11 protein-coding genes are annotated in these 13,354 nt (G+C 28.3%); 10 read left to right on the forward strand and 1 reads right to left on the reverse strand.

Translation table 11 applies throughout. The features are described from left to right. Nucleotides 1–9: 9 nt before the first annotated feature. On the reverse strand, nt 10–633 hold the full coding sequence (locus CLV90_RS01890; RefSeq protein WP_133685831.1) for an HAD family hydrolase: 624 nt from the start codon (nt 631–633) through the stop codon (nt 10–12). Between the two features lie 258 nt (nt 634–891). Between CLV90_RS01890 and CLV90_RS01895 the strand changes: the two genes are divergently transcribed. The 10 genes from CLV90_RS01895 (at nt 892) to CLV90_RS01940 (ending at nt 13,327) form a co-directional block, all read left to right on the forward strand. Further along, nucleotides 892–2,061, forward strand: a complete 1,170-nt coding sequence (locus CLV90_RS01895; protein ID WP_133685832.1) for a cation-translocating P-type ATPase — start codon at nt 892–894, stop codon at nt 2,059–2,061. Between the two features lie 110 nt (nt 2,062–2,171). After that, entirely contained in the window at nt 2,172–3,806 is a 1,635-nt protein-coding gene (locus CLV90_RS01900) for an O-antigen ligase family protein (RefSeq protein ID WP_133685833.1), read from the forward strand. 98 nt (nt 3,807–3,904) lie between these two features. Then, a complete protein-coding gene (locus tag CLV90_RS01905) occupies nt 3,905–5,038 on the forward strand; it encodes an NAD-dependent epimerase/dehydratase family protein (RefSeq protein WP_133685834.1) in 1,134 nt (377 codons plus the stop codon). A gap of 3 nt (nt 5,039–5,041) precedes the next feature. Beyond that, the gene (locus tag CLV90_RS01910; RefSeq protein WP_133685835.1) at nt 5,042–5,899 is read left to right on the forward strand and encodes a glycosyltransferase family protein; all 858 of its coding nucleotides are present in this window, start codon (nt 5,042–5,044) and stop codon (nt 5,897–5,899) included. Then, on the forward strand, nt 5,900–6,601 hold the full coding sequence (locus CLV90_RS01915; RefSeq protein ID WP_133685836.1) for a glycosyltransferase family 2 protein: 702 nt from the start codon (nt 5,900–5,902) through the stop codon (nt 6,599–6,601). Between the two features lie 80 nt (nt 6,602–6,681). Beyond that, a complete protein-coding gene (locus tag CLV90_RS01920; protein ID WP_243835245.1) occupies nt 6,682–8,034 on the forward strand; it encodes an MBOAT family O-acyltransferase in 1,353 nt (450 codons plus the stop codon). A 3-nt stretch (nt 8,035–8,037) separates the two neighbouring features. After that, a complete protein-coding gene (locus CLV90_RS01925) occupies nt 8,038–9,762 on the forward strand; it encodes an alginate O-acetyltransferase AlgX-related protein (protein ID WP_133685838.1) in 1,725 nt (574 codons plus the stop codon). A gap of 132 nt (nt 9,763–9,894) precedes the next feature. Further along, complete coding sequence (locus CLV90_RS01930; RefSeq protein WP_133685839.1) at nt 9,895–10,917, forward strand: CgeB family protein; 1,023 nt, start codon at nt 9,895–9,897, stop codon at nt 10,915–10,917. 59 nt (nt 10,918–10,976) lie between these two features. Further along, nucleotides 10,977–12,341 carry a sugar transferase gene (locus CLV90_RS01935; protein WP_133685840.1) on the forward strand — a complete coding sequence of 455 codons (1,365 nt, stop codon included), beginning with the start codon at nt 10,977–10,979 and terminating at the stop codon, nt 12,339–12,341. 8 nt (nt 12,342–12,349) lie between these two features. Continuing rightward, a complete protein-coding gene (locus CLV90_RS01940) occupies nt 12,350–13,327 on the forward strand; it encodes a UDP-glucuronic acid decarboxylase family protein (protein ID WP_133685841.1) in 978 nt (325 codons plus the stop codon). Nucleotides 13,328–13,354: the final 27 nt, after the last annotated feature.

The following is a 13,354-nucleotide window of genomic DNA, read 5'->3' on the forward strand; positions in this document are numbered from 1 at the left end:
ACCTATTAGCTACCTTAATTGATGCTCATCAAAGCTCTCAATATATTCTCTAGATTGCTCCATTAATTTGGTGTTGTTATACCCATAGAATTCTATTGAGTTAACTTTTGCTGCTTCATAATCATTAATAGAATCGCCAATTAATATAGTTTCTTCTTTTTTATACCCAAAGTCTTTTAAAACAGTGAATACCAATTTATTCTTTGCAATAGGAGATCCGTTAATAGTTATAAAATAAGAGTCTAATTTTAATTCTTTACATAAAAATCGCAATTCATTTTCATCTGATCCAGAAACAATATGAAAATTAAAATTCGTATGATTGTTTTCAATAAATTTTAATGAATCGTCAATTAAATGTTCTGGTTTAATTAATTCTTCTCTCATAATATTAGAAAACTTATTAGCCAATGCCAGAACCTCTTTTTCGCTAATATTTTGTCCTAAAATTTCTTCATAAAAATATCTGATTTTTACATATCTAGACCAACCACCATTGGTTCTATGGTACTTTATAAGCTTTTCAACTTGTTCATGTGTATGTTCTTCAAATATTTTTCTAAAGCCATAATCTCTTACTTGCATAGAGTCTAGAATAACACCATCAAAATCCCATAAAATGTTCTTTATCATAACCTAGGTATTAAAAATTTAATTTTTTTCTGCTATTTTTTTAATCAAATTTAGGTGTTTTCTATCTAGAACTTAAATCTAAACACAAACTGTCAATGGAAAACGGTCTAGAATTTAATTATATTTATTGTAGGTATATAAGTAAACGTAAATTTATTACGTTCAGTTTTATATTTTTTATGTTTATAATGTAAACAATGTATTGTAAGCCGTATTCTTGTAGTTCTTTTAAGAAAAAGATTTAATTTTAAATAATATATGCGCGTATTAATTTCAATACTCTTTTCATTAACACTTTTAGAATTATTTATAGGAGGTGGCGGTAGGGTTTTTGAATTTGGGACAATTACTCTTAGAATAGCACTGTTTGTTATCAACATCATTTTAACGACTATTCTTTATATTAAGCGTGGCAGAATAGAAGGTTACGTATTGGTAATTTCAATAACATTTATACTTATTTCTATATTTTATGGTTTTTTAGGCTTATTTAATGGGGCCTCGTTATTTTTGATAATTGAAGATGTCAAACCATTGTCCTATTTTCTTAGTATTATATTCATAAGTTATTATATCAGGGAATATAAAGATGTTGGTGTTGTCGTTTCATTAATAAAAAAATCTAGCTTTTTTATGGCTATTTTATATTTAATAATTCAGATTTTATTTTTTTCTGGAAAATTAAATTTTGTTTGGTTTTATAGTTTTGTAAACATTGGTATATCTTCTTCTGATTTTATGTTTAGAGGTACAGAAGGCCTGTTTTTTTATAAAGGTTTTATGTATATGGTATTGGGATTAATTTTTTGGATTCATAGTCCAAAATCAAATAGTAAATCTTTAGCTATTTTAATTCTTACAATGGCGATGATACTTACGGGTACAAGAGGCTTGATTTTAATGTTTGGACTGCTATATGCTCTTTTTTATGGTATTCCTTTGTTATTAAGGCTCAATATTAAAATGCTTGTTTTGGCTTCAGTTCTTGTCTTTGGAAGTATATTTTTCTTCGCAAAAAATGATATAGGAGATAAGAAGCTAAGTGATTCAACAAGAATAGAACAATTAGCTCAAGTTTTTGATGATGTAAACTTCACTTCATTTTTTATAGGACATGGTTTTGGTATTGGAGTACCTATAAGGCCTGTTCATATGGAAATAGGTTATTTAGAAGTGTTTCATAAACAAGGTATTTTAGGGTTGTGTATTTGGGGTACTTTATTCGCGTACTTATATATAACGTATAGAAAGAGTGATAATGATAATTATCTTAGAAAACCATTTTTACTAGGATTTCTTTTCGTGATATTACTTTCTTCAACAAACCCATATTTTAATAACCCCCTCGGCATATCTATGTTTATGATTGGACTTGCCTCATTAAAGGTTTTAAATAAAACAAATGCTGAATCAGTAAATAGGTTATAAAAAGAAGCATGCTGAAAAGTTTATCTCAAAATTCATTTGTGTATAGAATTTGCTTAAGCATGATATTCTCGTTGACACTAAATTTTATATTTAGTTTTTACGTAACCAGTATGCTCCAACAATCTAATTTTGAGTTGCAAATTAAATTAAATTATAGCATAAACAGTAGCTTAGATTTATACTTTGACACTGGGAATAATTTTAGCCAAATAAATAAAAAGAGGGTTAATGTTAATCAAGGTGCAAATTCTATAAAAATACCTTTTACTTTAAAAGATGGCGAGCATTTAAAGTTTATAAGATTGGATTTTGGAGAAAATACTAAACTGTCAAAAGTTAGAATAGATGAACTTCAACTATTAGGGGATAAAGACGTTCTATTTAAACTTAATGAAAAGAATATTTTAAAAAGTATAGGGTTTGCCAAAAATATAAGTTCTATAGATCAAAATATTGGGGTGTTGAATTTAGAAACTTCTGTAAAACCTTTTGATCCTTATATTGTTTTAAAACCAATTTATGAGTTAATACTTCCATTATGGCAACGTATATTATTACTTGTTATATCTTGGGTTATCTTATTTTTTATCCCAGTTTATAAATGGATAAAAGTAAATTTAAACGATTTTGAAGTGCTATTTGCAGCACTATTTATTTCTGTTATACTATTAAAAACCGCATGGCTAACATTAGCTTCTATATTTATGTTGACTCTTGGGATAATTACTCTTTTAAAGTACAAATCTTTATACTATAATAAAGCCAATTATTTGTTGGTAATTTTCTTTCTTGTACCTTGTCTTATATTGGGTAATGGTCAGTTCTCTAAATTGGCAATTCCTATGACATTTGTTATTTTTTTGCTTATTTCAATGACAATTGATTTTTCGGATAGTTTAGATGAAATAAAAAAAATATACACAAAAGTTTTTATAGTATTTGGTTCAATACTTATAGTCTATTCTGTTTTGTTTTTTTGTTTTGATGGTTACTACTATAACATAAAGTTTTCTAATTTCTTTTTAGATTTAAGAACTAATAGACATCATCTGTTATATTGGGTGTTCTACGACCATACTACGTTCATTTCATTTTTCATCCTAATTGGTCAAATATTTGTATTAAATCTTAAAAAGGAAAAATTAGTTTCTATACAGTATTTTGTTCTTTATTCAATTTTAGCGGTAACTAGTTTACTACTGTTAGGCTCTAGATTTGCCCTGTTATTAGGTATTATGATCATGTTTCTTAACTATTTTTCAATAAGAATATTGAAACTAATATTGATTCCCTTATATATAATAATATTTGGTTTTACTATTGGCTTCATTAAAAGTATTGACCCTTTTAGGGCAAAATTATGGGAAATATCTGTTTCAAAAGCGAAAGAGAATTTGTGGTTTGGTTTTGGTACAGGAAATTCTAGTGAAATCTTGCCCATAAATCTTCCAATACAAAAATCAGGAATTACTACAATTATGGAAATCAATCATTCTCATAATCAATATCTTAGCTATTTGTTGGAAAATGGTCTAATTGGGAGTATAATAATAATGGTTATTTCACTTTCATTATTATACTTATATGGAAAGCAAAATAATAAAACTTTAACCTTAGTAATGTTTGCTACCATGATTTTGTCAATTATAGAATCTCCTTTTAAAACGGCAACACCAACATATATAATTTGCTTTATATTATCCGTCTTTTCCTATAAAAAAGAAGTTCACCAAAAAAAACCATAAGTTTTTTCTGTCAGGTTATTTTTGATTATTCAATTCAAAATTTAAAAATTACCTATTTTTGATTATAGTATAATAAAACATAAATACTAAACGAGTCTATGAAAAATATTTTAATAACAGGTGGAGCGGGCTTTATTGGCTCTAATTTGGCTTTAAAATTATTGCAAAAAGGATATGTTATTACTGTTTTGGATAACCTTTCAACTCAGATTCATGGAGAAAACCCAGAAGAAACATCCCCATTGTATAATTCTATAAAAGACAAAGTCAATTTTATAAAAGGAGATGTTACTGTTATTGATGATTGGAAAAAGGCAATAAGTAATCAAGATGCTATTGTGCATTTTGCCGCGGAAACAGGTACTGGGCAATCAATGTATGAAGTAGAGAAGTATGTAAAAGTAAATATACAAGGAACAGCTTTAATGTTAGATTTTCTTATAAACAATAAAACCAATGTTAAGAAGGTAATTGTGGCATCTTCAAGATCTATTTATGGAGAAGGAAAATACTTAAGCAAAACATTGGGTGATGTTTATCCAAAGCATAGAAAAGAGTCAGATATGCAGAAGGGTGATTTTGATGTAAAATACCCTAATACAGATGTTTTAGAATTAGTTGCTACAGATGAAGATTCAAAAATACATCCATCCTCTGTTTATGGTATTACCAAACAGAATCAAGAGCAAATGGTAATGACGGTTTGCCCAACAGTAGGTATCGCACCTGTTGCTTTTAGATACCAAAATGTTTACGGTCCAGGACAGTCGTTATCAAATCCATATACAGGAATACTTTCCATATTCTCAACACAAATTAAGAACGGAAACGGTATTAATATTTTTGAAGACGGAAATGAAACTAGAGATTTTGTTTATATAGACGATATTGTTGACGCAACTATTTTAGGTTTGGAAAAAGAAGAGGCTAATGGAGAGGTTTTTAATGTTGGTACTGGAGTTGCTATAGATGTAATTACTGTTGCTAAAACTTTAATCGCAAGTTATGGAATAGAGGTTCCTTTAACAGTTACAGGTAATTATAGAATTGGTGATATAAGGCATAATTATGCTTGTTTGAAGAAAATTGAAAAAACACTTGGCTTTAGTCCTAAGGTCGATTTTGAGAGAGGTATTAGTAATTTTACTTCCTGGGTAGATACACAAGAAGTAAAGGAGGATAATTACGATAAATCTATTGCAGAGATGAAGAAAAAGGGTATGTACAAGTAATAGATGAATGAATTTATAGAGAAAGTTTCCGTAGTAATTGTATTGTACAAAGTTAGATATCAAGACGCTATCTCTTTCCAAAGTATTTTGGCAGCAAACAGAGGTGAAGAATTGTTAAATATATTCCTTTATGATAATTCTCCAAAACCTCAAAACATTATAAATGTTAAAGGTTTGGATATTATTTATCACCATGACCCAGACAACTCTGGAGTTAGTAAAGCATATAATACTGGCGCAGACTGGGCAAGACAACTTAAAAAATCATGGATGCTTATCTTAGATCAAGATACTGCTCTTCCTATAAATATTTTTGAAGCTTATAAAAACTCATTGCAAGAATTTCCAAATGTTAAAATGATAGCACCATTATTAAGATTGGATGATGGGCGAATTTTTTCTCCTTTTAAATATAGCTTTAAAAGAGGGTTTCATTTAAAATCCATAACTCCAGGGGAGTATTCTCTTTTTAAAATAGCACCTGTTAATAGTGGTATGTTTTTAAATTTAGATTCGTTCTTTGCTTCAGGTGGTTATAATAATGCAGTAAAATTAGACTTTAGCGATTTTCAGTTTATAGAAAGATTTAGAAAGGTTAGGTCAACATTTTGTTTAATGAATTTAGAATGCATTCAAGATTTTTCTGATAATGAAGCCTCTTTTTCTAGCCAATTGAATAGATTTAAATTTTACTGTGAAGGTGCTTTAAATATATCTAAGGAAGGAATTATGGATTGGCTGCAATATGTAGCTATTGTATTTATAAGGGCTGTAAATTTAGCGTGGAGATATAAAAAAATGGCATTTATATTTATTTATTTTAATTATTTTATAGCTAATATTTTTTTAAAAAATAATTAAATGAGAGTTTCCGTTTGTATGGCCACTTACAATGGCAATCTATTTTTAGAAGAGCAATTAGATTCAATTTTAGGGCAATTATCTTTAGAGGATGAAATAATTATTTCGGATAACGGTTCTACAGACAATACGATAAGTATAATTGAAAACTATAAAGACCCTAGAATAAAACTAGTGCATTTTACTGAAAAAAATTTAATATTGAATTTTGAAAATGCGCTAAATAAAGCTTCGGGAGACATAATTTTTTTGTCTGACCAAGATGATATTTGGAAAGAGGGAAAGGTTCAAAAATATAAGGAGTTATTAAAAGATAATTTGCTAGTTTTTTCTAATGCATCTATTTTTCAAAATAACAATTTAGAATCAGCAAAACTTTTTTTCAATTCAAAAAGAAAAAGAACGGGGATATTTAACAATTTAATTAAAGTTAATTTCTTGGGTTGTACTTTGGCTTTTCAACGTAAAGTTTTAGAAAAGGCTTTACCTTTTCCAAAAAATATACCAATGCATGATATTTGGATTGGTCTTATCGCAGAAACTATGGGAGATACTTTTTATATCGAGAACCCTTTAATATTTTATAGAAGGCATGAAAATGTAGCTTCAGCTACAGGAAACAAGAGTTCTTTTTCTTTAGCAAAGAAAATTAAAATTAGAATAGATCTAGTGGTAGGTTTAATCTTTAGAAGTTTTAAATAATAGAGAAAACATTTATGGTTTTTAGTTCTTTTGTCTTCCTTTTTATTTTTTTGCCATCAGTTCTTATTATAAACTTCTTATTGAAACAAGAATATCGTAATTTCTTTCTTCTAATTGCGAGTTTAGGGTTTTATGCTTGGGGAGAAGGTATTTTACTATTATTAATGCTTTTTTCTATTGCAATTAATTATATTTCTGGTTTAGGTATTAATTACTTTATTAACAAAAGTATTTTAGGTTCTAAAGTCTTTTTAGGATTGGCTATAGCAATTAACTTAGGTTTATTACTTTATTATAAATACGCTAATTTTATAGTCGAAATCTTACAAGATTTTGGATTTTATTTAGAATATGATCATCAAAATATTTTATTGCCAATAGGTATATCCTTTTTTACTTTCCAAGGTATTTCTTATCTAGTAGATGTAGCAAGACAAGAAACTTCTGTTCAAAAAAATGTTTTTCATTTAGGACTATATATATCTTTTTTTCCACAATTAATTGCAGGACCAATTATTAGATATCATGATGTTGCTCTTGAGATAAAAGAAAGAACAACTAATATTGACCTTTTTACTAGTGGGGTAATTAGATTTATAAGGGGTCTTGCTAAAAAAGTTATAATTGCAAATAATGCTGCTCTAATTGCAGATCAAGCATTTTCAATACCAATGGATAGTATTTCGCAATCCTCTGCATGGATAGGGATCATATGTTATTCAATTCAAATTTATTTTGATTTTTCTGGTTATTCAGATATGGCAATAGGACTTGGTAAAATGCTAGGGTTTAATTTTAAAGAAAATTTTAATTATCCATATATTTCAAAGTCAATTCAAGATTTTTGGAGACGATGGCATATTTCACTTTCTACTTGGTTTCGTGATTATTTATATATTCCTTTAGGTGGTAATCGTAAAAGTAGTTGGAGAACTTACTTTAATTTGTTTTTGGTTTTTTTTGTTACTGGTTTATGGCATGGAGCAAGTTGGAATTTTATCTTTTGGGGTCTTTTTCATGGGTTTTTTCTGATTTTAGAACGTAGTAAGATTTTAAAAACACAAAATTGGCCAATTTTTCTACAACACCTCTATGTAATTTTAATAGTTATAATAGGTTGGGTGTTTTTTAGAGCAGAAACAATGCTTGACGGGTTTAGCTATCTAAAAACCATGTTAGGTGTTAGTAATGGTGATAATAGTATCATATTTCTTTACATCAACAATTATTCAGTATTAATAATTTTGCTCGCGTTTATATTTTCTACACCAATTAGAAGGATATTTAATGAAAAAATAATGAATACAGATTACGGTTTAATAAAGGTCTTTTACCTAACAGGTACTAAATTATTTTATTTAGCACTATTGCTTTTTTCAATCGTTGAATTGGCGCAATCTGGCTATAATCCATTTATATATTTTAGATTTTAATTTATGGATAAATATAATCGATATCGTAATATTTGGATTATCACTCTTGCATGTATAGCAACATTTATTGCTGGTAATTATTTAACTAATTTGAATGATACTTTTCTTGGTCAAATTGATGTAATTTTTAAGGCAAAAATTCCAAAAAATGATACTTTTCAACTTTTTTATCAGCAAGGCAGTACTAACGAATTTACAATTGCTAATTCTGTTAAAACTGATATTATAGGAAGTGTAGATATTCAAGATGTTATTTTTAAATTACCTAAAATAGACAACTTAAAAAATCTTCGATTAGATATTGGTGAAAATTTTAAACAGGAACAGATAGAAATTTACTCTATTAAATTTATTATTGAAGGCAGAGAATTGTTTTACAATATCGATGAATTTAATATGCTATTTTCACCAAATAAATATATTGAGATTAATAACGAATCTACTTTTACAGGAAAAGAGGCTGTTTTGGCAGGTAATAGAAAAATTTATGACCCAGGATTTTATGTAAATTTAGATTCAGCTGGGTTTGAAAAACTTAAAATAAAACGTTTTACTAATTATCCTTTTACTATTTCTGCTTTTATTTTTTTAGTAGTTTCTTGTTTTTTTATTGTAAATGTTCAAACGACTAAAGTTAAGATTAACACGTTATTTCTAGCAGTGTTCTTTGTATTATTAATTTTGCCTTCAGTACAAATTAAATACAAAATAATAGACCCATTAAAAAGTTTAGAAAAAAGAGAGCTCGCTAAAAAACCTAAGTTTAGTTTTTCCACAGAATTTGCTAGAGATTATGAAACATATTTAAGTGACAATTTTGGTTTTAGAAATCATTTGGTTAATTGGGGAAGTAACTTAAAGACAAAATTTTTTAGGTCTTCAACATACCCGGAATTGGTTATTTTTGGTAAAGAAAAGTGGCTGTATTATACTAGAGTAAAAGGTAGAATTTATCGTAGTTATTCCCGAACTAATCTTTTGCAAAAAGATACATTAAAATTGATTGTTAATAAATGGGAAAGCAACAAAAAGAAATTTGAATCGAAAGGGATAAAATATGTTCTAGGGTTTTGGCCAAATAAACATACTATTTATCCAGAGTATTTATCCAATTCTGCAAATATGCAGATTAAAGATACAATTTCTAGAATAGATCAAATTGTAGATTATATTGACCGAACAAACGCTACAGTTAAATTAACAGATGTACGTAAAAGCTTACTTAAAGAAAAAAAGAAGAATTTACTTTACCATAAGTATGATACTCATTGGAATAGTTATGGGGCCTTCGTTGCTTATCAAGAGTTCTTTAAACAAAACAAGAATGATTTAGGAATAACGGCCATGGGTTTAGATGAGTTTAATGTTCAGTGGCAAGATTATTATCAAGGCGAGCTTATTTCAATGTTAGGAATTAACAACGGAGGATTTTTTGTAGAAAAAAACCCTGTTTTTAATTTGAAGGAAAATCCAAATCAGATAGAATATTTGACTACCGAAGGTTACCCTAAATTAACCGTTATTACAAAAAACTATTTGGCAAATAACAACTTGAGAGTCTTAGTGTTTAGAGATTCTTTTACTACTAATCTTATTCCTTTTTTTTCATTACATTTTAGAGAAGTATATTATATATGGGGGTTTAAAGAAGAATTTGTTGATCAGCTTAAGCCAGATATCATTATAGATGGTTTTGTAGAAAGAGAAGTCGGCGAGTATATTAGATAATTAGGTTAACCGATTGTATTTTACCTAAACACCAGAAAATTATATACTCGTTCTATATGCTTACCTTTAAGGCAAATTTATTGTTAAGGATTTTTTCAACAGAATTATCTACCAAGTTTAACTAAAAGTATTATGCAGACTACAAATATTTTTAAGGGAAAGAAGGTTTTATTTTTTTCTCCTAAGTTTTTTGGGTATGGGGTAGAGATTGCTAAGAAATTGGAAATTTTAGGTTGCGATGTGGATTATTTTGATGAAAAACCTAATAATGATTTTATCACTAAAGCTTTGGTAAGAGTAAATAAGAAAATTTTATCAAGAAAAATCTATGATTACTACTCATTAATTTTTATAGATTTAGACAAAGATATTTATGATATTGTCTTTTTTTTAACTCCAGAGAGTATCTCCGTTAAAAGTTTAAAATACTTGAAGAGTACTCAGCCTAATGCAAAATTTGTTCTTTATATGTGGGATTCTTTAAAGAATAGACAAAACGTTTTAGATCTTCTTCCATTTTTCGATCATAAATTTTCTTTTGACAAACAAGATTGTAGTCAATTAGCAAATAACTTTAATTTTAGACCTCTTTTTTATTTAGATATATATAAAAATGTCACTTATACTAAGTCGACTATTGATATGTTTTTTGTTGGTACTGTGCATAGTGATAGGCTTAGGTTATTAAAGGAAATTGAAAACGAGTGCAAGAAACTTGCTAAGAGTTCATTTTACTTTATGTTTTTACAGAGTAAAATAATTTATTATTACCGCAAACTTACAGATAAACATTTTCGAAAATCAAACATTCAGGATTTTGCTTTTAAATCTCTTTCTCAAAAAGAACTAATTGAAAAGTTAAAAGTAAGTAATTCTGTTTTAGATATCCAACACCCTTCACAAAGTGGTTTAACAATGAGAGCTATAGAGATGATAGGGGCTAAGAAAAAATTAATTACTACAAATAAAGATATAGCTAATTATGATTTTTATAATTCGAATAATATATTAATCATAAACAGGGATAAACCCAAATTAAGTGCGTCATTTTTTGAATGTAAATATCTTGATTTAAAGGAGCACATTTATTTTAAATATTCTTTAGAGGGTTGGCTCAAAGAAATATTCTTAGAAAGTCTTAACGAAACTGTTTAAGAAAGATTTTATAATTTGCTGTGTGTTATTATTAAAGAAATTTGTATTTATTTATAAGTATGCCAAGACCATCAATTTTAAATTCTTTAGAACGTAAATTTATTTTATTAATAGGAGATTTTCTTATTATAATAGCTAGTTTAAATGTATTTATCCATAATGCTATTGATAGTCAGTTTATTTCATTTAAATTAAAATTTACACTTTTTACTTTTGGAATAACCTCCTTTTTTATTCTTTCTTATATTTTAGATTTATATAATATTCAAAAAAGATTGCGACGTAAATATGTTGTTACTCAAGCATTGTATATTACATCGTTATTTGTTTTTATAGTATTTATATTTGCGGTAATTTTTTTCGATGCTAGCTTTTGGAGAATACCCTTATTAGTTTTTTTATTGTTAACGCCAATTGAAGTAGCATTATGGAGGCTGTTTTTTGCGAATGTTTTTAGAGTTATACCTACAGTTAAAAATGTGCTTTTAATTTATGATCAAGAAACGGAAAAGGATTTTAGAAAAATAAATTCTGCTATTGATGGTGATGAAGAAGAAACTTTTTATAGGTTAAAATTATCCTATAATTTAAATCAGCATAGTGAAATAAAAAAGACATTTTTGCAAGCAAGTGAAAAGGTTGATTGTTGGATTATTAATATTAAAAATTATAATGAATTCCCTAAAGATTTAGAAAAATTGCTCTTGCGTTCAATATTAAAAGGTAAAGAGGTTATTTCATACACTTCATTTTATGAAAACGTATATGAAGCTTTACCTATACAATCTCATAATGATAGTTTTTATGAAATTTTGCAACTAAGAAATAGAAAAATTAGATATCTACATACCTTATTTAGTTTTGTCGTCAATTTTATTTTAGCCTTTATGTTAGGCTGTATTTTTATTTTATGCACACCATTTGTTTTTATTTTAAATTTATTTTTTAACAGAGGTCCTCTTTTTTATACCCAAAAGCGCGTTGGTCTTCATGGAAAGGAGTTTAAAATATATAAATTTCGGTCAATGGTAGTTAATGCCGAAAACGATGGTGCCAAAATGGCTGTTAAAAACGATGTAAGAATTACTCCTTTTGGAAAAATACTTAGAGTTTTTCGTATCGATGAATTGCCGCAAATCATTACTGTTGTTAAAGGCGATATGCAGTTCATAGGACCAAGACCTGAACGAAAGGTATTTGTTAACCAATTAAACTCTTTAGTACCTTTTTATGGCACACGTCATTTGATAAAACCGGGTATTACTGGCTGGGCCCAAGTAAAATATAAATATGGTGAAAATTTAGAAGATTCGATTAAGAAGCTAGAATACGATTTATATTATATCAAAAACCGTTCTATTACTTTAGATTTGCGAATAATATTTAAAACGGTAACAACAGTTCTTTTTTCAAGAGGCATATAATCAGGAACATGAAAAAAATATTAATTACAGGTGCTGCTGGTTTTTTAGGTTCTCACTTGTGCGATCGTTTTATTGCCGAAGGTTTCGATGTTGTTGGAATGGACAATCTTATTACCGGAGATCTTAATAACATCTCTCATTTATTCCCGCTTTCGAATTTCGAATTTCATCATCACGATGTAACGAAGTTTGTGCATGTTTCTGGAAAACTTGATTACATTCTTCACTTTGCCTCACCTGCGAGTCCTATAGATTATTTAAAGATTCCGATAAAAACGTTAAAAGTGGGTTCGCTAGGAACGCTAAACTTATTGGGTTTGGCAAAGGAGAAAGGTGCTAGAATTTTGGTTGCTTCTACCTCCGAAGTTTATGGTGATCCATTGGTTCACCCACAAAATGAGGAGTATTTTGGTAATGTTAACCCAATAGGTCCACGAGGAGTATATGATGAGGCTAAGCGCTTTATGGAGTCCATCACAATGGCTTATCATAGACATCATGGACTAGATACTCGCATCGTTCGTATATTTAATACCTATGGGTCTAGAATGCGGTTAAATGACGGTAGGGTGGTGCCAGCATTTATGGGGCAAGCACTACGAGGAGAAGATTTAACCGTATTCGGAGATGGTTCTCAGAGCAGGTCTTTTTGTTATATCGATGATCAAGTAGAGGGTATATACCGATTGTTATTTAGTGATTATACGGATCCTGTTAATATTGGTAATCCGCATGAAACTACTATTAAAGAATTTGCAGAAGAGATCATTGCTTTAACTGGAACCAAACAAAAAGTAATTTACAAACCGCTTCCTCAAGATGATCCAACTCAACGTCAGCCAGATATTACAAAAGCGAAGGAAATTTTGGGATGGGAACCAAAAGTTCATCGAGCGGAAGGTTTAAAAATCGTATACGATTATTTCAAATCCTTGTCTCCAGAAGAATTACAGAAGAAAGAGCATAGAGATTTCTCTACAAAATAATATTATTAAAGAGCAAACGGTGGTTTT

Source organism: Maribacter spongiicola (genome assembly GCF_004364165.1).
GTDB classification, from domain to species: domain Bacteria; phylum Bacteroidota; class Bacteroidia; order Flavobacteriales; family Flavobacteriaceae; genus Maribacter; species Maribacter spongiicola.

Bases quoted from the DNA above. Each gene is read 5' to 3' on its own strand.
- CLV90_RS01940 (WP_133685841.1), top strand. From the start codon at position 12,350: ATGAAAAAAATATTAATTACAGGTGCTGCTGGTTTTTTAGGTTCTCAC.
- CLV90_RS01925 (WP_133685838.1), top strand. From the start codon at position 8,038: ATGGATAAATATAATCGATATCGTAATATTTGGATTATCACTCTTGCA.
- CLV90_RS01915 (WP_133685836.1), top strand. From the start codon at position 5,900: ATGAGAGTTTCCGTTTGTATGGCCACTTACAATGGCAATCTATTTTTA.
- CLV90_RS01930 (WP_133685839.1), top strand. From the start codon at position 9,895: ATGCAGACTACAAATATTTTTAAGGGAAAGAAGGTTTTATTTTTTTCT.
- CLV90_RS01900 (WP_133685833.1), top strand. From the start codon at position 2,172: ATGCTCCAACAATCTAATTTTGAGTTGCAAATTAAATTAAATTATAGC.
- CLV90_RS01905 (WP_133685834.1), top strand. From the start codon at position 3,905: ATGAAAAATATTTTAATAACAGGTGGAGCGGGCTTTATTGGCTCTAAT.
- CLV90_RS01935 (WP_133685840.1), top strand. From the start codon at position 10,977: ATGCCAAGACCATCAATTTTAAATTCTTTAGAACGTAAATTTATTTTA.
- CLV90_RS01895 (WP_133685832.1), top strand. From the start codon at position 892: ATGCGCGTATTAATTTCAATACTCTTTTCATTAACACTTTTAGAATTA.
- CLV90_RS01890 (WP_133685831.1), bottom strand. From the start codon at position 633: ATGATAAAGAACATTTTATGGGATTTTGATGGTGTTATTCTAGACTCT.
- CLV90_RS01910 (WP_133685835.1), top strand. From the start codon at position 5,042: ATGAATGAATTTATAGAGAAAGTTTCCGTAGTAATTGTATTGTACAAA.